Annotated in this window: 12 protein-coding genes, 1 tRNA gene and 2 pseudogenes; 12 read left to right on the top strand and 3 right to left on the bottom strand. The window is 71.3% G+C overall.

Annotated features, from left to right (window positions below; all coding sequences use genetic code 11):
- The first annotated feature begins 8 nt into the window (after positions 1–8).
- The 6 genes from ACZ4UX_RS01965 to ACZ4UX_RS01990 are packed head-to-tail and all read left to right on the top strand — an operon-like array spanning position 9 to position 5953.
- Positions 9–1208, top strand: coding sequence for a glycosyltransferase (locus ACZ4UX_RS01965; RefSeq protein WP_465704949.1), 1200 nt, complete (start codon positions 9–11; stop codon positions 1206–1208).
- Positions 1205–2248 carry a radical SAM/SPASM domain-containing protein gene (locus ACZ4UX_RS01970; RefSeq protein ID WP_465704951.1) on the top strand — a complete coding sequence of 348 codons (1044 nt, stop codon included), beginning with the start codon at positions 1205–1207 and terminating at the stop codon, positions 2246–2248. Before ACZ4UX_RS01965 ends, ACZ4UX_RS01970 begins: the two co-directional genes overlap by 4 nt.
- The gene (locus ACZ4UX_RS01975; protein ID WP_465704953.1) at positions 2241–3893 is read left to right on the top strand and encodes a pyridoxal phosphate-dependent decarboxylase family protein; all 1653 of its coding nucleotides are present in this window, start codon (positions 2241–2243) and stop codon (positions 3891–3893) included. Before ACZ4UX_RS01970 ends, ACZ4UX_RS01975 begins: the two co-directional genes overlap by 8 nt.
- The gene (locus tag ACZ4UX_RS01980) at positions 3887–4696 is read left to right on the top strand and encodes a hypothetical protein (RefSeq protein ID WP_465704955.1); all 810 of its coding nucleotides are present in this window, start codon (positions 3887–3889) and stop codon (positions 4694–4696) included. The genes ACZ4UX_RS01975 and ACZ4UX_RS01980 overlap by 7 nt, the downstream gene beginning before the upstream one ends.
- Positions 4689–5423, top strand: a complete 735-nt coding sequence (locus ACZ4UX_RS01985; protein WP_465704957.1) for a sulfotransferase family protein — start codon at positions 4689–4691, stop codon at positions 5421–5423. The genes ACZ4UX_RS01980 and ACZ4UX_RS01985 overlap by 8 nt, the downstream gene beginning before the upstream one ends.
- Positions 5420–5953, top strand: coding sequence for an adenylyl-sulfate kinase (locus tag ACZ4UX_RS01990; protein WP_465704959.1), 534 nt, complete (start codon positions 5420–5422; stop codon positions 5951–5953). The genes ACZ4UX_RS01985 and ACZ4UX_RS01990 overlap by 4 nt, the downstream gene beginning before the upstream one ends.
- Before the next feature lie 7 nt (positions 5954–5960).
- On the opposite strand, the gene ACZ4UX_RS01995 is transcribed toward ACZ4UX_RS01990, so the two are convergent.
- The gene (locus ACZ4UX_RS01995; RefSeq protein WP_465704961.1) at positions 5961–6818 is read right to left on the bottom strand and encodes a methyltransferase domain-containing protein; all 858 of its coding nucleotides are present in this window, start codon (positions 6816–6818) and stop codon (positions 5961–5963) included.
- A 403-nt stretch (positions 6819–7221) separates the two neighbouring features.
- Here ACZ4UX_RS01995 and ACZ4UX_RS02000 point away from each other — a divergent pair, with 403 nt between their 5' ends.
- On the top strand, positions 7222–7764 hold the full coding sequence (locus tag ACZ4UX_RS02000) for a hypothetical protein (RefSeq protein WP_465704963.1): 543 nt from the start codon (positions 7222–7224) through the stop codon (positions 7762–7764).
- A 631-nt stretch (positions 7765–8395) separates the two neighbouring features.
- On the opposite strand, the gene ACZ4UX_RS02005 is transcribed toward ACZ4UX_RS02000, so the two are convergent.
- Positions 8396–10018, bottom strand: a complete 1623-nt coding sequence (locus tag ACZ4UX_RS02005) for a tyrosine-type recombinase/integrase (RefSeq protein ID WP_465704965.1) — start codon at positions 10016–10018, stop codon at positions 8396–8398.
- Positions 10019–10334: 316 nt separating this feature from the next.
- Between ACZ4UX_RS02005 and ACZ4UX_RS02010 the strand changes: the two genes are divergently transcribed.
- Positions 10335–10414, top strand: a tRNA-Thr gene (locus ACZ4UX_RS02010).
- Between the two features lie 333 nt (positions 10415–10747).
- Positions 10748–11604: pseudogene (locus tag ACZ4UX_RS02015) on the top strand (hypothetical protein).
- On the opposite strand, the pseudogene ACZ4UX_RS02020 reads toward ACZ4UX_RS02015, so the two are convergent.
- Positions 11592–12362: pseudogene (locus tag ACZ4UX_RS02020) on the bottom strand (aldo/keto reductase); the annotation flags it as partial. The pseudogenes ACZ4UX_RS02015 and ACZ4UX_RS02020 sit on opposite strands and share 13 nt — an antisense overlap.
- Before the next feature lie 429 nt (positions 12363–12791).
- On the opposite strand from ACZ4UX_RS02020, the gene ACZ4UX_RS02025 reads away from it, so the two are divergent.
- The 3 genes from ACZ4UX_RS02025 to ACZ4UX_RS02035 all read left to right on the top strand — a co-directional run bounded on the left by ACZ4UX_RS02025 (position 12792) and on the right by ACZ4UX_RS02035 (position 24656).
- Positions 12792–13583 (top strand): thioesterase II family protein, encoded by a 792-nt coding sequence (locus ACZ4UX_RS02025; protein ID WP_465704967.1) that lies wholly within the window; start codon positions 12792–12794, stop codon positions 13581–13583.
- Positions 13584–13817: 234 nt separating this feature from the next.
- Positions 13818–14687, top strand: coding sequence for a sterol desaturase family protein (locus ACZ4UX_RS02030; protein ID WP_465704969.1), 870 nt, complete (start codon positions 13818–13820; stop codon positions 14685–14687).
- Positions 14688–15011: 324 nt separating this feature from the next.
- Entirely contained in the window at positions 15012–24656 is a 9645-nt protein-coding gene (locus ACZ4UX_RS02035) for a non-ribosomal peptide synthetase/type I polyketide synthase (RefSeq protein ID WP_465704971.1), read from the top strand.
- Positions 24657–24665: the final 9 nt, after the last annotated feature.

Consider the following 24665-nt stretch of genomic DNA (forward strand, 5'->3'; position numbering starts at 1 on the left):
GGTGACACGTGCGGATCCTTCTCACCACTCACCGGTTCGCCGACGACAACGCCGGCGGGACGGAGATCCTGGCCGACGACCTCACCCGAGCCCTCAAGGCCCGCGGGCTGCACGTCAGTTGGCTCGCCGCAGGCGAACCTCCACCGCCGCACCGGCGCACCGCCGACGAGTACCTGGGCCTGCCGTCGGTCTTCGACGACGGCTACCCGGCCGGGTGGCGTGCCCAGGAAGCGGAGCAGGCCGGCCACGTCGAGCAGCTCCTCGCGGCGCGGCCCCCGGTGGACCTCGTGCACGTGCTGCACTTCAGCCGCACCGGTCTGGAGTTCCTCGACGTGCCGGCCCTGCGCGGGGTGCCGGTGGTCGCGACGCTGACCGACTACACCGCGGTGTGCCCCGACCATCAGCTCGTCGTCCGATCCACCGGCACGCAGTGCACCGCCACTGCGGCGTCCGGGGAGTGCCTCGGATGCCTCAATGCCCCGGCGAAGGCTCTCGGGGACGTGGCCGACTGGCGGGCACGGAACGTGGCCTGGTTGAACGGCCGGGTGCGGGCCGTGTGGACGCAGACGCCGCACCAGGCAGCCGAGTTGGCGAACGGGGGCGTCGACCTGGGCAAGGTCGTCCGCGACCGGGCCTGCTACGGGCTGCCCTCCGCCTGGGCGCCGCTCGCCACGGCAGGACCGGCTGGGCAGTACCTGCTGTTCCTGGGCAGGTGCTCGCCGGAGAAGGGGCTGTACCTGCTCCTCGACGCCTTCCGCGCCGCCGACACCGAACTCTCTCTGCTGATCGCGACCGTGCCGGACGACACGGCGTACGAGGAGCGGGTGCGAGCCCTGGCCGCGGCCGACTCTCGGGTGCGCTGGCTCCCGCAGGTATCGCGTGCCGATGTCGGGCCGGTGCTGGCCGGCGCCCGGGCACTGCTGGTGCCCTCGCAGTGGTGGGAGAACCATCCGCTGGTGGCACACGAGGCACGGGCGTTGGGGGTGCCGGTGTTCTCATCGGCCGTGCCGTCCATGCGCCACCTCGCGGACGACCACGGCCTCCACCTCGTCGACGACTACCGGGATCCAGCTGCGTGGATGCGGGCACTTGAGGCCGCGTCCCGGAACCGGGCACCCAGGGTGCCGTCCTTCACCCGCCGGGTGGAGGAGTTCGAGCTCTTCACCGACGAGATCGTCTCCGTCTACCGGAAGGTGGTGGCCTCGTGATACCCGAACACGGGTCTGCGGTCGTCGTGCCGGAGCGCTTCCGGAAGTTCCTCGTCACGGACGACTTCGACCGCTACGGCCTCGTCCCCGGACAGCCCACACCCGCCCCGCAGTACCTCCAGGTGGAACTCACCGACCTGTGCAACCTCGCCTGCGCCGGCTGCCTGCGGGCCGTGCACGAGAGCAGTGGCCGACACCTGTCCCTGGAAGCGTTCGTCGCGCTCCTCGACCAGCTGCCCGACCTTGGCCACGTCTCGTTCGTCGGCGGGGGAGAAGCACTGATCGTCCGCGCCTTCGCCGCCTACGTCCAAGCCTGCACCGACCGAGCCGTGTTCACCTCGACGAACACCAACGGCCTGCTCGTGCGCCGACGCCTCACACCCGTCCTCGACGCCGGGCTCGGGCTGATCGCGATCAGCGTCGACGGCGCGGACGACGCCACCCTCGGCCGGATGCGGTCGGGGCTTCGCCTCAGCCAACTGAGCGCTGCCCTGCGCGAAGGGGCCTCCCTGACCGAGGGACGGGAGACCGGGCTGTCCGCCGCGGTGACGCTGTCTGCGGCGAACCTGGAGCAGTTCCCGGCCATCGTCGACTTCGTCGCCGACCACGGCCTCACCCGCGTCAGCGTGGAGAGCCTGCACCACTGGGGCGAGGACAAGACCCTCAACGCCGAGTCCCTGTTCGCCCTCCCCGCAGGTGACGTTGTCCCGCACCTGGAGGCCGGTCTCGGACGGGCCGAAGCGCGAGACCTCCAGCTCTCGATCTTCGACTACTCCCGCCTCACCTCCCCGGCCGCCGCCAACGCTGTGTGTCCATGGCCGTGGGACGCCGGCTACATCACCAAGGACGGCGACGTCACGCCGTGCTGTGTCCACATGGAGTCCTCCCGGGGCAACGTGCTCGGCAACATCCACCAGGCGCCGATGGCCGAGATCTGGACCTCGAAGCCGTACCGGTCGCTACGGGACTCCTTCCTCCACGGACCGGCCTGGTCCTCCTGCGAAGGCTGCGTGTATCGAATGGAGTTCGGACGTGTCTGACCCCCAACCGCCCGCCCTGCTGAGCCACCGGCCACCGGACGACAGCCGCGCGCTGCTCCGCCGGGCCCTCGACCTCGGCCTCGACTTCACCACGGGCAAGCTGCGGGACGGCCTCGTCCTGCGGCACGCGACGCCTCGCGAACTCATCGACCGCTTCGCCGAACCCATCCCCATCGCGGGTACGGGCGACGAAGAGTTGCTGAAGTGCCTGGCGGAGATCGCCAGTTGGTCGATCTCCCAGGCCGACCCCCGCTATCTCGCGTTCCCGGACACCGGCGACAGCATCGCCGCCCTCGCGGCCGACATCGTCGCCACCTTCCTCAACCAGAACCTGATCGCCTTCGACCGCAGCGCACCGGCCGCCAGCGTGATCGAAGCCCAGCTGATCACCTGGCTGCGAGAACTCATCGGCTACCCGGTCACACCACTGGCCGACTACCAAGGCCTCGCCTCGCTCGGGGGAATGTGGACCTCCGGCGGGAACATGAGCAACCACATCGCCATCGCTGCCGCCCTCACCCACACCTACCCCGAGGTCCGCGAGCACGGCCTGCGCGCCGTGCCCGAGCAGCCAGTGATCCTCCTCGCCGGCGGGGTCGAGCACTTCTCCTACCTCGCCGCCGCCCAAGCCCTCGGCCTGGGCTCGGACGGGCTGCTATGGGCCGATGCCACCGCCGACTTCACCAGCGACCCCGCCTCGGTGGCACGGCTGCTGGCCTCGCCACCGCCCGGCAAGCGGATATTCATGGTCGTCGGAGTCGCCGGGAACTGCCGCACCACCGGCATCGACGACCTCCAGCAACTCGCCGACCTCTGCGAGCAGTTCGGCGTCTGGTTCCACGTCGACGCCTGCCACGGCGGAAGCCTGCTGTTCTCCGAGAAGCTCAAGGGCCAGCTGGCCGACATCGAACGCGCCGACTCGGTCGCCCTCGACCCGCACAAGGGCCTGTTCGTCTCCTACCCCTCCAGCTACGCGCTCTTCCGCGACCCGAACTCGCTCGGCAGCTTCGCCCGCTACCCCGACCGAGCCGACGACCCCGACTGCCTCGACCTCGGACTGATCACCCCGTTCTACGGCTCCCGCGGCTTCGAATCCCTCAAGCTCTGGGCCCTGATGAAGCACCAGGGCACCGACGGCATCGGCCGGCTCGTCGACGACCGTCATGCCACCTACCAGCAGATGGTCGACCTGTTGGAACGCACCGGCTGCTTCCGCATGCTCGGCACCTCCGACTTCTACCGATGCGCGTTCGTCTTCCTGCCCGACGAAGTCGCCCACGCCGTCGAGGAGGCGTACAGCCGGCCCGAACTCCACGAGTCCGTGCGGACGCTCGTCTCCCGCTACACCGCGACCTTCGCCGACCGCCTCTACCGCAGCGGCACCGTCGTCTTCGACCTCTTCGCACTCCAGGACCTCGCCGACCGCATCGGCCTCGGCGCCACCGTCAAGTACCAGGTCATGGGCATGTGCGTCGGCCACCCCCACATCCCCGACGACATCGAGCACGGCATCGAACAGGCCATCCACGACCACGCCCAGGAACTCACCGCCGCCATGCTGACCGACGCCCGCGCCCTGCTCACCACTGCGGCCCCGCCCGACGGTGCCGCTGCGGCGGACGTGACCGGACCGGCAGGGTGGTGACCCCAGTGGCCTACCCGCCCGCTTTCACCATCGCCTACCTCGTCCACAGCGATGTCGAACTCCTGCGCCGCACCATCCCCACCACCCTGGACGCCCTGTGCCGGGGCACCCGCCACCCCTACGACCTGGTCCTCGTCGTGGACGGCGCCGAGAGCGCCCCGATCGACGAGATCACCGAACTCGCACACACCACCTGGGGATTCGACGAAGTGCGCCTGCGCTGGCGCACCCGCCACCGGGCCTCCGGCGACCAGGCCAACAACATCCACACCCACTTCGTCACCGACAAGAGCCGCTTCCTGATCACCATCGAAGGCGACGTCGTCGCCTTCCGCGACCCGAACACCGCCGACGTCCTCGCCGACATCGCCGACACCTTCGACAACTGCCCCCAGCTCGCCCTCGCCCAGCGCATCGACGACCACGACTGCTGGCAGTGGCAACTCGAAGACGCCGGCCCCGCCCTCAGCGCCAAGGCCCGCTCGGTCAACCGGGTCTCCTCCCACTTCCTGATCTACGACACCCACCGAGCGCGGCCCGTCATGGCCGCCGCTGGCGGCATCCCCGGCGACCGGTTCCACGACGACGGCCAGAGCTGGATGAACTACGAGGACTGGCTCTCCCACACCTTCGCCCAACCCACCGGGCCCGGCATCGGCTACCTCCACCAGCTCCCGCTGCGGATCTTCCACTGCGACGAGAAGACCCAGCCCGGCTCCGCCCACTACCGCCGCGACCTCACGACCCGCCTGCGCATTCTCGCGGAACGCGAGCAGCAGGTGAAGGAGGAGTTCCGTGCCTGAACAGCGCCTCGTCCCCTCGCCGGTCTTCATCCTGTCCCCGATCCGCTCCGGATCGACCCTGCTGCGCTGCCTGCTCGACTCCCATCCCGACGTGCACGCCCCGCACGAACTCCACCTCGGCGGCCTCAACGTCACCGTCGCCGACGAGTTCACCCAACTCGCCACGAGCACCCTCTGCATCGGCCGCCAGGACCTCGAACACCTGCTGTGGGACCGGCTCCTGCACCGCCAACTTACCCAGGCGAGCAAGAGCGTGCTCGTCGAGAAGTCCCCCGGCAACGTGTTCATCTGGCAGCGGATCACCGAATGCTGGCCGGACGCCCGCTACATCGTCCTGCGCCGCCACCCGGTGGCCATCGCCGACTCCATCCGCCGCGCCGGCGACGCCACCGACCTCGCCGAAGCGGCCGTCACCGTCGACAAGTTCGCCTCCGCCCTCGACGACGCCGCCGCCAACCTGCCCACCTCCGTCAGCGTCACGTACGAGCAGCTGACCGCCGACCCGGAAGCCACCTGCAAGGCCCTGTGCGAGTACATCGGCATCCCCTGGAAGCCGGCCATGCTCGACTACGGCCGCCACGACCACGGCCCCTTCGTCTACGGCATCGGCGACTGGTCACCCCAGATCGCCTCCGGACAGATCCAGTCCGCCACCCCGCCCCCGCAGGACGCGGACATACCGCCGCTCCTCAGCTCCTGGTGCGAGAAGTGGGGCTACGCCCCGTGAACCGTCCACCAGCGTCCCCGGTCTTCTGGCTCCTCGGCCTGCCGGCCTCCGGCAAGACCACCCTCGCCCGAAGCCTCCTCGCCCACCTCCAGTCCGAACACGGCGAGGACTGCGGGCTGTACGACGCGGACGAGCAGCGCGCCACCGGCGTACTCCGCGGCCTCGGATGGTCCCAGGAGGACCGCATCGCCACCATCCAGGCACTCGCGCACGCCGCCGGCCAGCACCGGATCGGCATCGTCACCCTCGTGACCTCCACCCCCGCAGAGCGCCGGCTCGCCACCGAGCTGCTCGGCGAACGGCTCCACCTCATCCACGTCCGCGCACCCGAGGACCTTCGCCATGCCCGCGACGCCCTCCGGCCCTCACCCGCCTACCGGGCCAACCCCGCACCCGATGCACCCGAGCTCTCCTGGACCGACCCCGAGCATCCGGCGCTCACCCTCGACACCACGGCAGCGTTCAGCGTCTGCGCAAGCGCCCTCCACTCCTACGCCGACAGCGTTCTGCACGCAGGCGCCGAACAGTAGCGGGCCGTCAAGCGGCAGCGGATCGGCCCGATGCCCAGCTGCCGTCATGCCCGGACGCGATACCACCGCGGGCAGCTCGAGCGCCCCCACCGCTCGACATCTCCTTGCCGGGACGCTCGGCAACCGCGATGAAAGCCAGCTCGGAGAAGAAGAAGCCACCCAGACGATCGGCCTCCCACACCGCCGCGTGCCACTCCTCGATCTCGGCCGCGCCGACCGAACCTCGATCGTGCCTGACAGCGGACAGCAATGCCTTCCTGATCTGGCCGACCCTGTCCTGCGCGTGCCCCTCAAGACGGGTCGACCACGTCAGCAGCGGTTCCACGCTCACCAGCCTCAGCGGACTCCGCGCCAGCAGCAGCCCGAGCTTGCGGCCGACCCGGCCGTCCGCGTGATCCATCCAACTTTGCGCATCGTCCGCGAAAGCGTGGCAGACCCGTCGGTCCAGGTCGGCGCCCGCGCCGGCGATCACCAGGGAGTCGAAGTCGACGTGCGCCATGATCGCGCGTCCGCCAGGCCGAAGGACCCGCGTGACTTCGGCCAGCATCTGCTGCGGGTCGGGCAGGCACTCGACGGTGTTATACGAAAGGACGACGTCCGCACTCTCATCGCCGCACGGAATCGGCGAACGCAGGTCCGCAGCAAGCGTCACCACGGGGCCAGGGTGCCCCTGAAGCGTCTCCTGCGCCTGCCCCAGGAACGAGGCCGACCTGTCGACCCCGATCAGCGTGGCATCAGGAGCAAGGCGGCTCAGCGCTAGGAGCGTCGGGCCGGAACCGCAACCAAGATCGATGATCCGGCTGTGAGCTGTAGGCGCGGCTAGCTCGGCCAGCCGCGCATGGACCGCTTCAGCACTGTCGGACACGGCACGACCTCCTCCTCGCACACCGCGCCAGCGCAGGAACGGCAGCCCACTCAACGCATATACCAACACTATGTGGCAAATAGCACGAAACCGCCTCCAGAAGATCGTCATCCGGCCGTCGCACCACACACTCGCCTCTTGGCAAAGGACACCGCTACGAGCACGCGGCAGGACAGCGAACGGCCGCGACACGAAGCGCCGCCCTGTGGTAGCCAAGAGTTCGCCGATCTTGGGCCCGTGCGGGCCGCAGAACGAGGGGAACTCTGTGACCGCGTCCATGCCCAGTCGCCCGTCCACGCCTCCGCCCGCACCTGGCGGGATTCCGCCGCAGCCTCCCGCCCCACCGTCACTCACGGCCACCTCGGCACAGCGCCGCCGGATCGACCTCCAGGGCTGGAGCGCGGTGGTCACCGCCGCCGTCGGGGTGGTCACCCTCGGAGCCGGATTCGCCGGCGGCTTCTTCACCCAGGCCCAGGTGAACAACACCGCTGCGCCACAGCCGACTATCACCGTCACGGTTCCCGGCCCGACCGTCACTGTGGCAGGCCCTGCTCCCACCGGAGCCTCGGCGGCGGCCGGCGGTGCGGCCACGGGGCCGTCAGTGAATCCGCTGCCCAGTGGGATGGCCGGCGGCAGCCCGACGTCCACGATTGCCCGGGCTCTCACCGCCTCCCCGGACGGCGGTCGCGGCGGGACGAAGACCGTACTCACGGGCCACAGCTTCCCGCCCGGTGAGGTCGTCCGGGTGTCTTTCGTCATCAAGGGCGATCTCGGCGAGGACTACAGGCTGCGGGACCTGCGCGACACGAAGTCCGACGCCGACGGGGCCTTCTCCGTCGAGGTCGTCATCCCGTCCGACCTGAGCCTCGACGCGAACCTGAACGCTTATCTGCGAGCCCGGACCAACACGACGAAGACCGAGACGATCTTCGACTTGATCGCCTGATCGCCTGACCGGCTCGGGCCGGGCGCGCGGGGCGGCTCCGCCGGGGGAGCTCGTCTCCTACCGTTCAGAACCTGGCGGCGTGCGTGCCATGATCGGGCACCACGACAAGGGGGGTCCATGGGCATCAGAATCGGCGTACCGGGTCTGAAGGTACGCGTTTCCAGCAGGGGGATACGGCTGTCCGCAGGGCCGAGGATCGGCCGTGTCCACGTCGGCGCGGGCCGCTCCCGCGTATCGACGGGAATCGGCCCGGTCTCCGTCTCCACCCGCGTCCGCAGCTCCAGCCGGCGACGTATGCGGCCGACACCACCGGCAGCCGGGCCTCAGCGACTGGGGACTGGAGCACTCGTCGTCTTCACCACGTTGTTCGTGGTCATGGGCTGGCTGTTCCCGTGGACCGTTGCAGGAGCGCACGAAGCAGCCTATGAACAGGAGTTTCGGTCGGGTGGGCATGTCGCCTTGGGCTGGGGCGTCCGCACCGTCGCACTACTGATGGTGGTGGCGACCGTCTCGCGCTTCCGCCGGGAACGGTCGGCCAGGCACGGCGCTGCTCCCGGCGCGTACGGCGAGTGAGCATCGGCGCGCGCCGGACAACCAGGGCTGCCGGGCGTGCCCCGTGGTGCGGGTGGGGTCATGGGTCCGACGAGATCAGAGAGGCCGGGTGCCGCAGCGGTGCCGGACACTGGGCCGCCGGCCGTGCTCCCGGTTCCGGCCGTGCGCCGAGTGGCCGTGATAAGTCGCTGGTGTCGGTGCGAGGGTGGACGGTATTGCGGGGGACCAGCTTCACCACGGCTTCGGCGGCCTCGTGGGCGATGTTGTCCAGCACCGACTGATAGGTGTCGCGGGTGATGGGGGAGGTGCTGCTGTGGCCGAGCATTTCCGAGACGATGCGGTCGGCGATGCCGGCGGCCCGCGCGAGGGTTGCCGCGAGGTGGCGTAGGTCGTGGAGCCGGATCGGGGGTAGCTCGGCCTCTTCGATCAGGTGGGCGAACAGGTCGCTGATCTTGGCGGGGTGCAGCCAGGTCCCGTCCGGCTCCACGAAGATCCGGCCGGTGTCGGCCCAGCCGGGGCCGAAGGTGAGCCGTTCCTTCTTCTGGCACTTCTCGTGGAGGATCAGGGCATCGGTGGTGCAGTGGTCCAGCGCGAGGAGGCGGGTGCTGCCCGCGGTCTTCGGTTCGCCTTCGAGGATGTCCCAGCCGAGCTGGACGAGTTGGGTCTGTACGGCGAGGGATTCGCTGTCCTTGTCGAAGTCGATCCACCGGGCGCCGATACCTTCTCCGCGGCGGGGGCCGCGGAAGCAGTACAGGTGCCACAGGGCGTAGAGCCGGTGCTCGGCGACGTGGTCGAGAAAGAGACCGGTCTGGGTGGGTGTCCAGACCATGACTGGCGAGGGCTTCTTGCCGGAGCGCTTCCACTCGGCGATGCGGGCCGCGGTCCACACCAGGGCCGTCGGCTTCGGCGCGGTCTCCAGTTCGACGTATGCGGCGGGGTTGAACATGATCAACTGCCGGGCGATGGCCGTGTTGAGCGCGGCTCGCAGTGTGGCCTTGATGTGGTGCTGGGTGGCCAGTCCGGTGACGCGGCGGAAGGGCGGCATCGCGGCGATGACCGCACGTGCGGTGCACCTTGGGGCCCGCCCGCGAATCGGCCGGAGATCCTCCAGGGCCTGCCGCCGCTGGTAGTTCTCTTCGAGGATCTCGACGTTGGTTGCCGCGATCTCCTCGAACATCGCATCAAGGTGATCCACGCGCAGTCGGTCGAGGCGGATCTGACCGATGTGTGGCCGGAGATGACAGCGGATGTCCACTTCGTAGCGTGCGGCTCCGGTCGCCCGCAGCGCCTTCTTGCCCTTGAGCCAGGTGTCCAGCCATTCGCTGACCGTTGTCCGGGTGGTCAGGCTGTGGCCGGCCTTGAGAAGGCGGGACGTGGTCTCGACGTCGGGGAGGGCGGACCGCTCCTTGGCGCAGAGCATGATCATGTCGCTGATGCGCCGACGGTCCTTCGGGTCGTCTTCGTCCGCGGATGCGAGCAGTGCCTGAACGAGGAGCAGTTCCTTCCGGGCACCTTGCGCGTTGGTGAACCCGGTGCGTCGGAACTGGCGGCGCCTGCCGTTGGCGTCCGCGCCGAGTTCCTGTCGTACCGACCACTGGCCGTGCTTCGGGCTGCGCAGCTTCGGGCATGGCGAGGCGGCTTGGTAGGGGCTGCCGGTTCGCGGGTTCCGGCAGCGGCAGGTGTGGGATATCGAGCCCTTCATGACGGCCACGTCCTCGGCCAACGGAAGGTACGACTTCAGCCGGCGGAGCAGCCGGCCCGGGCCTGGAGGTGCGCATTCGCCCGTAGAGCTTATGTGGGGGATGGTCCTTATGGCGGGGTCAGCGTGTTGTCGGAGATAGTCGCGGAGAGTGACAATGGTAGTCCGGCCTCGTCGTAGCTGGAGTGTGTGACTCTCATCGGGCCAGGGGTGCCCGTAAAGTGCCCGGGACGTTCGGGCACCCATGGGACGGGTGGCACCGCCTGGGACTCACTGGCACGCTTAGAGGCACCGTGATCAGGCCAAACTGGGATTGCGGGCCGCTCACTGGGACTGGTGGGCACGTAACCGAGCGTGCTCGTAATGCGTAGGTCATGGGTTCGAATCCCATAGGCGGCTCTGTAGAAGCCCCAGGACTCACTCGCCGTGACCTGGGGCTTTTGCTGTTGTCGGGCATGCGGGCGGCCGTCAGCGACGCGCTACGAGATCGCTTGCGTGAGCGACGCGTGAGCGGAGCCGCTCGGGACCTGCTTCCTGGGCGCCCGGCGCTTGGCCGTCGTGTCCGCCTTGGCCTGGGCTTTCGCCTGGTCCGTCGGCTTGCGGCCCTCAGCCTTGCCGGAGTTCTTGGCTCTGGCCTCAGTCCGGCACGCCGCTCAAGGTGATTGACCGCGACTACGAGTGGCGGTGCGAAGGGGACCATCATGGCGTATCCCACGCTGCTACCGTCGCTCTGTGACGCTCTCGGCTCCCGCCGGTCAGGCTGTCAATCTGCGATTGCAGCCGGTAGACGAGATTCTTGATCAGGTCGAGCGATCACTCCGCACACAGCTCGACCGGGACACAGTGGTGCGCAAGCGTCGTTCCGTTGGTGCACGAAGTGGCCGTGACACTTGGGTTCGGGTTGAGCGGCGCCTCGTGGACAGGATCGGCGATCAGGGGTGGAACGGCACTGAGTGCGCCGCTCGTCTGAAGGGCGTGGCGCAGCCCGAATGGCAGGCGTGCGTAGTGTGGCGGGACGCAGATGAGCCCGTCATGTGGCGGGCTGACGAGACAGGGCTCCTGCCCGGTGACCCCATCGGTGCCGCCGTGCTGAGCGAAGACCCCGAACTCCCGGACGAATGGTGGTGTGCGTTCAGCTCCTCGCTGGACGCTCTCGCCGTACAGCGGACGAGCCGCGTGGCCACACCGGACACCGAGACCATCCGCAGACTCTCGTCGCCGAGGCCATCCACACCGTGTTTCCCAGCTCCCTCGACACCACAGTCGAGCAGTGGGTGCCTGCTCACGCGGACCTGAACTGGGCCAACATGAGCGCGCCGACGTTCTGTCTCTTCGACTGGGAGGACCGGGGGAGCGCGCCGCGTGGGTTGGATTCTGCATCGTTGTGGGCGAGTTCGCTCGTCGTCCCGGCTCTGGCAGAGCGCGTGCTGCGGGAGCGGCGCGCAGACTTCGCGAGCCGGGACGGCAAGTTGATGACGCTCTTCGTGTGCTCGAAGATTCTTGGCCCGGGCGCTCACCCGCAGGACCCCCGGCTGGGGCCTGCACGGCAGATGGCGGAACAGATCGTCCAAGACCTTCAGACGGACTGAGTGGGCGGGCGGCCACGGAGCAGCGTGCGGTACTCGGCGACCGTTTGTTCGTCGGGCACGGCGGCCAGGGCACCGACGAGTTCTCCGAGGTGCGCGGGTTCGTCCGTACCGACGGCTACGGCGCTGACGTTCGGCAGTTGGTAGGCCATCCGGAAGGCCGCTTGTGCACGGGAGTAGCCGCTGCCGTCGCGGAGGAAGACGCGGGCGTCGGCCCGAGCCCACACCGGTGCCTTGGTGCTGCCGCCGAAAGGACTCATCCCCCACATCGCGCCCGTGCCCCGGCCCCACGCTTCCATCAGGGCCTCGGCGGCATCGAGTGTTCCGGCGCCCACCAGCAAGCCAGCCCGCACCATGAGCGTGGAGGGGGTCGGCGCGGATGCGTCGACCAGAGGCGGCAGCGCCGTAGGGTTCCAGGTCGCGATGCCCCACGCGCCGCACAGCCCGCGTGATGTCGCACTGGCTAGGGCTGTGCACGCCTCGGCCAGGGCCTCGCGCGGCCGGTCAGCGCCCGGCGTGAGCGAGTGTTCCGGGTTGTGCAGGAACACCAGGTCCGGCTCCCGCCCGAGGGCATGGGCCGCTTCCTCCACCGAGCTGTGCAGTCGTTCGGGGGCGAGGGAGTGTTCGGCCCCGCTGATGCCCGGGAAGTAGCCCACCTTGGTGGAGAGATGGACCTTCGGCAGCAGGTCGCCGGCGACCCGTGCCAGAGCCTCGTGCGAACGGAAGCGGAGGTAGTTGGTGCTGGTGTCGAGCGCGGTTACGCCGAGGTCCGTTCGGCGCCAGCCGGGATGATCTTGCGGGCCCTCGTAATGCGTAGGTCATGGGTTCGAATCCCGTAGGCGGCTCTGTAGAAGCCCCAGGACTCACTGGCCGTGACCTGGGGCTTTTGCGTCGGCGGATGCCCTTCGCGTTGGCGGATGTCCGCGATCCGGTGTGGTGCGGTCCCGGGTCTCGGTCCGGAGGTGTCGGCGGGTGCCTGCCGGGCCGGGGGTTCGGATTCCATGAGTTGAACCTTGTGGTGCGGGGCCCGGTCGCTTGGAGCGGCCGGGCCCTTGGCGTAGGGGGTGGGTAGGGGTGGGGTGGGGGTGCGAGAGGGGGGACGGGCATCTGGTCGTGGTGGGGCGGCGGGGCTTGAATGGCAGCCAGGGTGGGCCGTCGTGGGTGGCCCCGGGGAGGGGGAGGGGATGGGAATGCCACGGTACGCAGCAGCGCCGGAGCGGAGCAGTCTCTGGATCCGGCGGTTCCAGCCGGCGCCCGCCGCGCCGGCGCAGTTGGTCTGCTTTCCGCACGCCGGGGGGTCGGCGGGGTACTTCCTGCCGGTGGCGCGGGCGATGCCCACCTCGGTGGACGTGCTCGCGGTGCAGTACCCGGGGCGGCAGGACCGGGCCGGGGAGGCCTGTGTCGAGGACGTGCACGCGCTCGCGGACCACGTGGTGCGGGAGTTGCTGGTGTGGGCGGACCGGCCGTTCACGCTGTTCGGGCACAGCCTCGGGGCGTCGGTGGCGTTCGAGGTGGCGGTCCGGATGGAGCGGGCCGGGATGGCGTTGCAGGGGGTGGTGGTCTCCGGGCGGCGGGCGCCGTCCCGGCCGCGGGACACGGCGCAGGACGTGCACCGGTCGGACGACCGGGCGCTGATCCGGTCCCTGGAGCGGTTGAGCGGGACGGATCCGTTGATGCTGCGGGATCCGGAGTTCCTGGCGATGGTGCTGCCGTCGGTCCGCAGCGACTACAAGGCCGCCGAGACGTACCGCAGCCGGCCCGGCCGGGACCGCATCGGGCAGCCCGTCCTGGTGCTGACCGGGGACGCGGATCCGCAGGTCACCGCGGCGGAGGCGGAGGCGTGGGCCGAGCACACCACGGCGGGCTGCTCGGTGCGGACCTTCTCGGGCGGGCACTTCTTCCTCGACGACCACGCGCTGTCGGTGATCTCGGCGATCAGCGGATTCGCCGCCGGTCGGCACCTTCCGGCCCGGCTCGGTTGACCGGGGCCGTGGGCCGCTGATCGTCCGCCCGCCCGTCCTTCTCCGGAGGGGCGGGCGGTTCGCATTTCCGGGATCTTTATGACGGGCGGAAGAATCGTTTGGCCATCTATTATCTGACAAATTGCGGCGCTTGTGATTCTTTCCAAAAATGCCTCGCATCCCCTTCCGTGCACCGTTAGTATCAGAACGAATGCTTTCGGTGATCGTTCGAGCTGGCTCGCGAAGGGGGTAGCCATGGGTGAGCGGTTGCGCTCCGCGCTGCGTCACGTCGCCTACCCGTTCCTGCTGGTCACAGTCATGTCGATAGCGGTCGCGGCCCTGCGTTGGCGCTGGGACCTCGGGCGGGTGAGCCAGTTCTTCCTGCTCGGCACGATCGGCTATCTGACGGTGCTGGAATGGCTGATCCCCTACGAACCGGAATGGCGGCCGAGCGTCGGCGAGTGGGGCTGGTACGGCGCCTATTTCGTGCTGACGATGATCGGTGGGGCACTGGCGCAGGTGCCGGTGTCGGCCATGGTCGGGTGGGCGGCGCCGCCGCATCCGGTGCTGCCGCTCTGGGTGGAGATCCCGGCGGCGCTGCTGCTCGGCTCGCTGGCCAACTACCTGATGCACCGCTGGAGCCACACCAATCGCTGGCTCTGGCGCCTGCACGGGGTGCACCACGTGCCCGACAAGGTCAACGTCGCCAACAACGGGGTCAACCACATCGTCGACGTGGTGCTCACCCAGGGCGCCGTGCAGCTCTCGCTCGCGTTGGCGGGGTTCTCGGCCGAATCGGTGTTCGTGGTGGGCCTGTTCGTGGTCGCTCAGGGCTATTTCGTGCACGCGAACGTCGATGTCCGGATCGGTGCGCTCAACCACGTCTTCGCCGGCCCGGAGCAACACCGGCTGCACCACAGCGTCGATCTGGCGGAGGCCGGGCACTACGGGTCCGACCTCTCGATCTGGGACCACGCCTTCGGGAGTTTCACCTGGCAGCCGGGCCGCCGGCCGGCCGCGGTGGGACTGCTGCGCCCGTCCGACTTCCCCCGGACGCGCGAGGTGCTCGCCAGTCATCTCCAGCCCTGGCGAAGGCCGGTGCAGGCCGATGACTTTCCGGCCTGACGCTCCGCCGACCTAGCCGGTCCGCCCGCCCGGCGCCCCCTGTCCGTCCGTTCCGACTTCTCGCCGACCGCTGCCTCCTCTTGTCCGCTGCGATCCCGAACCTGTTCCGGTGGCGTTGCCCCGCGACCCCGTAGTCCCTTGCTTCGCGCCCACTGCCCGCCGCCCATTCCCCGCTCGCACTCCTCGCCGGCCCTCGGCCTGTCCCCTTCGGCCGGTCCGGTCTCCGGCCTGCCTGGAACCGGTCCGCAGCCGCCGTCCCCACGCCCGTGCGGTGCTCCCACGCCCGTGCCGCGCGCGCGAACGCAGCGACACAAGGACTCGACCATGACGGATTCATGCCCCGCAGTTCCCGATACCTCTGATTCCTCGATCGCCTCCGCCACCCGCTACGCCGCCACCCCCGCCGCCGCTACCGCCGCCGCCGTGCCCGCCGCCGCCCCGGCCGCCGGCGTGCCCGCTCCCGCCGGGCCCGCCGACGGACCGGAGCGGATCGCGATCATCGGGATCGGCTGCCGGTTCCCGGGCGGTGCCAGTGACCACCGGTCGTTCTGGCAGAACCTGGTCGACGGCAAGGACTGCATCACGCCGACGCCGCGCAGCCGGTACGACGTGGCCACCCTCGGCAGCCGGGACAAGGCCAAGCCGGGCCGGCTGGTCGGCGGCCGGGGCGGCTACATCGACGGCTTCGACGAGTTCGACCCGGCGTTCTTCGGGATCAGCGGCCGGGAGGCCGACCACATGGACCCGCAGCAGCGGAAGCTGCTGGAGGTGGCCTGGGAGGCGCTGGAGGACGGCGGGCAGAAGCCGGGTGAGCTGGCGGGGCGTGACGTCGGTGTCTACGTCGGCGCGTTCACCCTGGACTACAAGATCGTCCAGTTCTCGGACCTCTCCTTCGAGACCCTGGCCGCGCACACCGCCACCGGCACCATGATGACGATGGTGTCGAACCGGATCTCGCACTGCTTCGACTTCCGGGGGCCCAGCGTCTCGCTGGACACCGCCTGCAGTTCCTCGCTGGTCGCCGTCCACCTCGCCGCCCAGAGCCTGCTGCGCGGCGAGACCGACCTCGCGCTGGCCGGCGGCACCCTGCTGCACATCGCGCCGCAGTACACCATCGCCGAGACCAAGGGCGGCTTCCTCTCGCCGGAGGGCCGCTCGCGCACCTTCGACGCCTCGGCGGACGGCTACGTCCGGGCCGAGGGGGTCGCGGTCGTCGCGCTCAAGAGGCTCTCCGACGCCGTGCGCGACGGCGACCCGATCCACGCCGTGATCATCGGCAGCGGGGTCAACCAGGACGGCCGCACCAACGGGATCACGGTGCCCAACCCGGACGCCCAGGTGAGCCTGATCGAGCGGGTCTGCGCCGAGGCCGGCATCACCCCCGGCAGCCTCCAGTACGTCGAGGCGCACGGCACCTCCACCCCGGTCGGCGACCCGATCGAGGCGAACGCCCTGGCGCGGGCGCTGGCGGTCGGCCGCCGCCCCGGCGACAGGTGCTACGTGGGCTCGGTCAAGACCAACATCGGGCACACCGAGTCCGCCTCGGGCCTGGCCGGGCTGATCAAGTCGGCGCTGGCGCTGAAGCACCGCCTGATCCCGCCGCACATCAACCTGGAGCGGCTCAACCCGGCGATCGACCCGGCCACCCTGCCGTTCGAGATCCCGTCCGAGCCGACCCCCTGGCCGGACCACCGGGGCCCGGCCAGGGCCGGGGTCAACTCCTTCGGCTTCGGCGGCACCAACGCCCACGTCCTGCTGGAGGCCGCTCCCGAGCCGGCGCCGGCCGAGGAGCCGTCCGAGCCGCCGGAGGGCCCGGCCGTCCTCCCGCTCACCGTCCTGCCGCTCACCGCCCGCGACGCCGCCGCCCTGCCCGAGCTGGCCGCCGGGATCCAGGGCGAGCTGGCCGGTGCGCGCGGCGGCACCCCCGCCCGACCGGCCGACCTCGGGCACACCCTGGCCCACCGCCGCCAGCACCTCGACTCCCGGCTCTCCGTGGTCTACGACTCGCCCGAATCGCTGGACGAGGCGCTCACCGCGTACCTGCGGGGCGAACCGCACCCCCGGGTGCTGACCGGCCAGCGGCGCGAGGCGCGGCACCGCCGGCTGGCCTGGGTCTTCACCGGCATGGGTCCGCAGTGGTGGGGGATGGGCCGCCGGCTCTTCGCGACCGAGCCGGTCTACCGCGAGGCCGTCGAGCGCTGCGCCGAGCACCTCGCCGAGCTCACCGGCTGGTCGCTGACCGACGAGCTGGCCGCCGACGAGGCGCACTCCCGGATGGCCGAGACCTGGCTCGCCCAGCCCGCCAACTTCGCCGTCCAGATCGGCCTCGCCGCGCTCTGGCGCAGCCGCGGGGTGCGTCCGGACGCCGTGGTCGGCCACAGCACCGGGGAGGTGGCCGCCTTCCACGAGGCCGGGGTCTACGACCTGGCCGACGCGGTCAAGGTGGTGGTGCACCGCAGTCGGCTCCAGCAGCGGCTGGCCGGTACCGGCGGCATGCTGGCCGCTTCCCTCACCGAGGCCGAGGCGGTCCGCCGGATCCGCCCGTACGGTGACGCGGTGTCGGTGGCCGCGATCAACAGTCCGACCTCGCTCACCCTCGCCGGGGACGAGACGGTGCTCGCCGAGCTGGCCGCCGCGCTCACCGCGGAGCAGGTCTTCGCCCGCCCGCTGACCGTCGAAGTGCCGTACCACAGCGCCCGGATGGAGTTGATCAAGGACGAGCTGCTGGAGTCGCTCGCCGACCTCAAGGCCCGCCCCGCCCAGGTGCCGCTCTACCTCACCGGCCGGGAGGGCACCGCGCACGGCACCGAGCTGGACGCCGGCTACTGGTGGCACAACGTCCGCGACAGTGTCCGCTTCCAGCAGGCCGTGCAGCGGCTCGGGGACGACGGGTACAGCCTCTTCCTGGAGGTCGGACCGCACCCGGTGCTGGGCCGCTCGATCCAGGAGACGCTGGAAGCCCGGCCCGGCGGCGCCGAGCGCCCCGACGTCCGGACGCTGCCCTCGATCCGCCGCCAGGAGGACGAGCGGACCACGTTCACCGCCTCGCTGGCCGCCCTGCACAACCTCGGGGTCGAGGTCGACTGGTCGGTGCTGCAGCCGACCGGGCGCCCGGTCCCGCTGCCGCGCTACCCGTTCAAGCGGGACCGGCACTGGGTCGAGCCCCGGGCGGTGGAGCAGGTCCGCCGGGGCCGGCAGGACCACCCGCTGCTCGGCCGCCGTCTCGCGGGGGGCGAGCCCGCCTGGGAGGCCCGGCTGGACGCAGAGGTGCTGCCGTATCTGGAGGACCACCGGATCCAGGGCCGGGTGCTCTTCCCCGCAGCCGGGTACCTGGAGATGGCCGTCCAGGCGGTCCGCGCGCTGACCGGCGGGGCGGACGCGGCGCTGGCCGGGATCGAGCTGCGCAAGGCGCTCTTCCTGCCCGACGAGGAGAGCCGCGCCGTCCAGCTCACCCTCTCCGCCGAGAACGGCTCGTTCACGATCACCACCGGCACGGCCGTCACCACCGGCCCGTCCGGGACGGACGGCGACGGCGACGGCGCCGGAGGCGGGGCCGGGGCCGGGCCGGGCCGTACCGTCCACGCCGTCGGCACCGTCCGCCCCGGCCAGCGCCGGCGGCCCGGCCACCGGCTGGACGCCGGGCCGATCCGCGAGCGCGCCGCCCGCCACCTGGCCGGCCCCGACTGCTACCGCGAGCTGGCCGGTCTCGGCTACCACTACGGGCCGGCGTTCCAGGGCATCGACGAGGTCTGGATCGGCCCCGGCGAGGCGCTGGCCGTCGTCCGGCCGACGGCGGCGATCGCCGGGCAGGGCGCCGGCCACCAGGTGCACCCGGTGCTGATGGACGCCTTCTTCCAGACCCTGCTGACCCCCCAGCTCCTGGTGGCGACCGGCACTGCCGGCACCGGCATCAAGCTGCCGCTCGCCATCGACGAGGTCCGGCTGGACCCGGTCGGGGAGCAGCCGCTCTGGGTGCACGCCACGGTGACCCGGGACGGCGGCGACGAGCTCGTCGGGGACATCGCCGTCTACGACGGGAGCGGCACCCCGCTCGGCGGGATCACCGGGTTCCGGGCCGCCGACGTGGAGAAGGCCTCCACCGCGGTCGGCCTCGCCACCATCGACGGCTGGCTGGTGGAGCCCTCCTGGTCGGAGCTGCCGGGCGCCTCGGACGCCCCCGACCTGCTGGCCGAGCACCCGGACCACTGGCTGCTGTTCGCCGATGCCGGCGGCGTCGCCGAGGAGCTGGCCGACCGGATCACGGGGCGCGGTGGCAGCTGCCACCTCGTCCGCCCGGGCAGCGGCTACCGGACCGCCGCGGACGGGCGGGAGTCCACCGTGGATCCCGGCTCCGCCGCGGACCTCGGCCGGCTGCTGGCCGACCGGCGGGCCGCCGGGGCCGCCGATCCGGCCGCCGTCGTCCACCTGTGGAACCTCGACCGGCCCGCGCTGGCGGGCGCCGACCACGCCACGGTGGCGGGTCACACCGGCGCCGGCGCCTACAGCCTGGTCACGCTGGCCGCCCTGCTCTCCGCCGAACTGCCCGACTGCAGGCTGCACATCGTCACCCGGGCCGCCCAGGCCACCGCCCCCGACGAGCCGGTCGAGCCGCTCGGCGCGCCCGCCTGGGGGATCGGCCGGGTGCTGCGCCACCAGGAGCTGCCCGGCCACCCCGGCAAGCTGATCGACCTCGGTCCGGCCGGCCCGGCCGGAGCGGAGGCGGCCGCGCTGCTGCGCGAGTTCGCGCTGGCCGACGAGGACGAGATCGCGCTGCGCGGCGGGTGCCGGCTGACCAACCGGCTGCGCCCCGCCGAAGGGCTGACCGGTCCGCTGCCGCCCAGCCTGCGCGCGGACGGCAGCTACCTGGTGACCGGAGCGTTCGGCGCCCTCGGCCGGCTGCTCTGCCGCACCCTGGTCCGTCGTGGCGCCCGCCGGCTGATCCTGGTCGGCCGCAGCCCGCTGCCCCCGCGCGAGCGGTGGCGCGGCCTCGACCCGGAGAGCCGGGCCGGTCGCGGTGTCGCCTTCCTGCGCGAGCTGGAGTCGCTCGGCGCCCAGCCCGTCCCGGTGGCGCTGGACATCACCGACGAACGCGCCCTCGCGGACTGGCTCGCGGAGTACCGGGCGCTGGAGTCGCCGCCCGTCCGGGGCGTCTTCCACCTGGCCGGGCAGGTCCGCGACACCCTGGTGGCGGAGCTGGACCGCGAGGTGTTCGACGCCGTCCACGGCCCCAAGGTGCTGGGCGCCTTCGCCCTGCACCGGCAGCTGGCGGGCGAGCCGCTCGACCACTTCGTGCTGTTCGCCTCGATCGCCTCGTTGCTGACCACCGCCGGCCAGACCAACTACGCGGCCGGGAACGCCTTCCTGGACGCGCTGGCGCACCACCGCCGCGCCCTCGGCCTGCCCGCCCTCAGCCTGGACTGGGGCCCCTGGGCGACCGGCATGATCGAGGAGCTCGGCCTGGTCGAGCACTACCGCAACAGCCGCGGCATGAGCTCCCTCGCGCCCGAGAGCGGGATGGCCGTGCTGGAGCGGGTACTGGGCCAGGACCGCGCCCAGTTGCTGGTCGCCACCGTGATCGACTGGCCGGTCTTCCTGTCCTGGTACCCGGCCCCGCCGCCGCTGGTCGCCGGTCTGGCCGCCGCAGCCCGGGAGAACGCGCCGGCGCCGCGGCGGAGCAGCCTGCTGGAGGTGCTGCGGGCGGCCGGCGAGGAGGAGCGCCGGGGGCTGCTCACCGAGCGCTTCGTCGCGCTCGCCGCCACCGTGCTCCGGGTGCCGGCGGAGCAGATCGAGCCCGGTACCGGCCTGAGCGGGCTCGGGCTGGACTCGCTGCTCGCGATGGAGCTGCGGGCCCGGCTCAACACCGAGCTGGGCACCGCCCTCCCGGTGGTGGCGCTGCTCTCCAACGCCCCGGTGGCCGAGCTGGTCGCCCAGCTGTACACCGGTCTGGCCGAGCTGATCGAGGACGACGGCACCGGCGCCGGCGCGGCCGAGGTCGAGCGGTACGAGGACGAGTCGCAGCACCCGCTGACGCAGAACCAGAAGGCGCTCTGGTTCCTCAAGCAGCTCAACCCGGACGGCTTCGCCTACAACATCGGCGGCGCGGTCGAGGTCCGGGTGGAGCTGGAGCCGGAGCTGATGGCCGCCGCCTTCCGGACGATGGTCGGGCGCCACCCCAGCCTGCGGGCCAACTTCGTGCTGGACGGCGGCCACGCCGTGCAGCGGGTCCGCGCCGAGGTCGAGCCGGACTTCGGGGTCTTCGACGTCCAGGGGCTGGAGTGGGCGGAGGTCCACGACCTGATCGTCCGCGAGTACCGCAAGCCGTACGACCTGGAGCGCGATCCGCTGGTGCGGTTCCGGCTGTTCAAGCGCGGGCCGGAGCAGTGGGTGATCATGAAGGCCGTCCACCACATCATCTCGGACGCGATCTCCACCTTCACCTTCATCGAGGAACTGCTCGCCGTCTACGAGGGGCTGCGGCAGGGCCGGGCCCCGGAACTGCCCCCGGTCACCGCCCGCTACCTGGACTTCCTCAACCGGCAGAACGAGTTCCTGGCCGGCCGCGAGGCGCCGCGGATGCTCGACTACTGGCGCTCGCACCTGCCCGCCGAGGTGCCGATCCTCAGCCTGCCCACCGACAAGCCGCGCCCGGCGGTGCAGACGCACAACGGCGCCTCCGAGTTCTTCGTGCTGGACGAGCGGCTCAGCGCCCGGGTGCACGCGCTGGCCCGGGAGCACAACGTCACCGTCTTCATGGTGCTGCTCAGCGCCTACTACCTGCTGCTGCACGCCTATTCGGGCCAGGACGACATCATCGTCGGCAGCCCGGTGACCGGCCGCACCGACGAGGAGTTCGGCTCGGTCTACGGCTACTTCGTCAATCCGCTGCCGTTGCACGTCTCGCTGGCCGGGTCGCCGACCGTGGCGGAGCTGCTGGCCCAGGTGCGCACCACCGTGCTGGGCGGGCTGGACAACCAGGAGTACCCGTTCGTGCTGCTGGTGGAGAAGCTCGGACTGCAGCACGACCCGAGCCGCTCCGCCGTCTTCCAGGCGATGTTCATCCTGCTGCACCACAAGGTGGCCACCGAGAAGTACGGCTACCACCTGGAGTACATCGAACTCCCGGAGGAGGAAGGGCAGTTCGACCTCACGCTGTCCGCCTACGAGGACGAGGCGGAGCGTCGCTTCCACTGCGTCTTCAAGTACAACACCGACCTCTTCCTGCCGGAGACGATGGCCCGCCTCGCCGGGCACTACACCAACCTGCTGGAGGGGCTGACCGGGGCCGGCGCCGAGCAGCCGGCCACCGGGCTGGAGCTGCTCGGTCCGGTGGAGCGGGCCCGGGTGATCCAGCGGTGGAGCGGTGCCGAGCGGCGGGTGGCCCACGAGGAGCCGGTGCACGAGCTGATCCTCCGGGCGGCCGCCGCCGATCCGGACGCCCCGGCGGTGGCCGCTCCGGCGGAGTCCGGCCCGACCGCCCGGCTGAGCTACGGCGAGCTGGCGCGCCGCTCCCGGAGCGCGGCGGCCCGGCTGAGGGCCCTCGGCGCCGGGCCGGGCTCGGTGGTGGCGCTCTGCCTGGACAAGTCGCCGGAGCTGGTCGTCGCCCTGCTGGCCGTGCTCCGTACCGGGGCGGCCTACCTCCCGCTGGATCCGGGTCACCCGGCCGACCGGCTGGCGTACATGATCGAGCACGCCGGCGCCGGTCTGCTGGTCGGTGACCCGGAGCGGCTCGGCGGGCTGCCGGTCCGGATCGTCGCACCGGCGGAGCTGACCGGAGCGGACGAGCCCGGCGGGACCGGCAGCACCGGCAGCACCGGCAGCACCGGCGGTACCAGCGGGTCCGAGGCATCCGAGGTGGCCGAGGCTCCCGAGGGCTCCGCCGGCGGGTTCACCGACGAGCCGGTGGACCTCGACAGCCCCGCGTACGTCATCTACACCTCCGGCTCCACCGGCCGGCCCAAGGCCGTCCGGGTCTCGCACCGCAACCTCGCCTCGGCCTACCAGGCCTGGCGCGCCGAGTACCGGCTGGACACCGATGCCCGGGTCCACCTCCAGATGGCCGGCCCGTCCTTCGACGTCTTCACCGGGGACTACGTCCGCGCGCTCTGCTCGGGGGCCGCCCTGGTGCTGGTCGGCCGGGAGCTGCTGTTCAACACCGCGCGGCTCTACGAGGTGATGCGGACCGAGCGGGTGGACGCCGGGGAGTTCGTGCCCGCGGTGGTCCGGACCGTGATCGGCCACTGCGAGCGGTCCGGCCTGCGGCTGGACTTCATGCGGCTGCTGGTGGTCGGCTCGGACGTCTGGAAGGTCGAGGAGTACGAGCGGCTGCGCGCGCTGTGCGGTCCGCGGACGCGCCTGATCAACTCCTACGGCCTCACCGAGGCCACCATCGACAGCGCCTACTTCGAGGGCCCGGCGGACGGTCTGGAGCCCAGCCGGATGGTCCCGATCGGGCGGCCGTTCCCGAACAGCGCCTTCTACCTGCTGGACGAGCAGGGGCGGCCCGTTCCGCCCGGGGTGCCGGCGGAGCTGTGGATCGGGGGCTCCGGAGTGGCCCTCGGCTACGTCGGCGACGAGGAGCAGACCGCGCGCCGCTTCGCCACCCTGCCGCTCGGCGGGGCGGACGGTACCGATCCGGTCCGGCTCTACCGCACCGGCGACCTCGCCCGCTGGGACGCCGACGGCGGGGTGCACCTGCTCGGCCGGGCCGACTCGCAGATCAAGGTGCGCGGTCACCGGATCGAGCTGGGCGAGATCGAGACCCAGCTCGCCGAGTGGCCCGAGCTGGCCCAGGCGGTGGTGACCGTCCGGCCGGACCGCAGCGGCGAGAACGTGCTCTGCGCCTACTGCGTCCCCGCCCCCGGGCGGACGGTCGACCGCCGGGAGCTCCGTCGCCACCTGGCGGGCTACCTGCCGACCTTCATGATCCCGACGTACTTCGCCGAGCTGCCCGCGCTGCCGCTCACCGCCAACGGCAAGGTGGACGTCGCCGCCCTGCCCGCGCCCCGGGCGGAGGCCGAGGACCGGGCCGCCGAACCGCCGGTCACCCTCTACGAGGTCCGGATGGCCGAGCACTGGCGGGCGCTGCTCGGCGTCGAGGGGCTCGGCCTGGAGCACGACTTCTTCGAGTGCGGGGGCAGTTCGATCAAGCTGATCGAGCTGATCCACGGGCTGCAGGGCGAGTTCAACATCAGGATCCCGGTCAGCCAGCTGTTCAAGGTCACCACCCTGCACGGGATGGCCAGGACGCTGGAGCACATCATCACCGGCCGGCTGGAGGGTGCTCAGCCGTACCTCTGGTTCAACCAGGAGCAGCAGCAGACCATCTTCTGCTTCCCGCCGGCCGGTGGCCACGGCCTGGTCTACCGGCAGTTCGCGGCGCACCTGCCGGAGTACCGGATGGTCGCGTTCAACTACGTCACGGGGGACGACAAGGTCACCCGCTACGCCGACCTGATCGACACCATCCAGCCGGACGGGCCGTGCGCGCTGCTCGGCTACTCGCTCGGCGGGAACCTCGCCTTCGAGGTCGCCAAGGAGCTGGAGCGGCGCGGCCGGGCGGTGCCCAATGTGGTGATCATGGACTCGCACCGGATCCCGGAGTCCTTCACGCTCGGCGACGAGCACGTCCAGGCCTTCGAGCAGGAGCTGGCCGAGCACCTGCAGCGGCACACCGGTTCGGAGATCGTCGCCCAGGAGACCCGCGAACAGGCCAGGGACTACCTGCAGTTCTGCAGCCGTACGCCCAACTTGGGGGTGATCGCCGCACCGGTCAGCGTGATCTCCGACGACGTGAAGGTGGCCCTCTACGCGGCCGGCGAGCACGGTGCCTGGCACGGCAGTTCGGCCACCGGTACGGCGGTGTTCCGCGGCTTCGGCACCCACGCCGAGATGCTCGGCCACGAGTACATCGCGCGCAACGCCGGGCTGGCCAGGGAGATCCTCACCGGGGCGACCGCCGATGCCTCCTGAGCAGTGCAC

This window comes from Kitasatospora sp. NPDC028961, assembly GCF_055564815.1.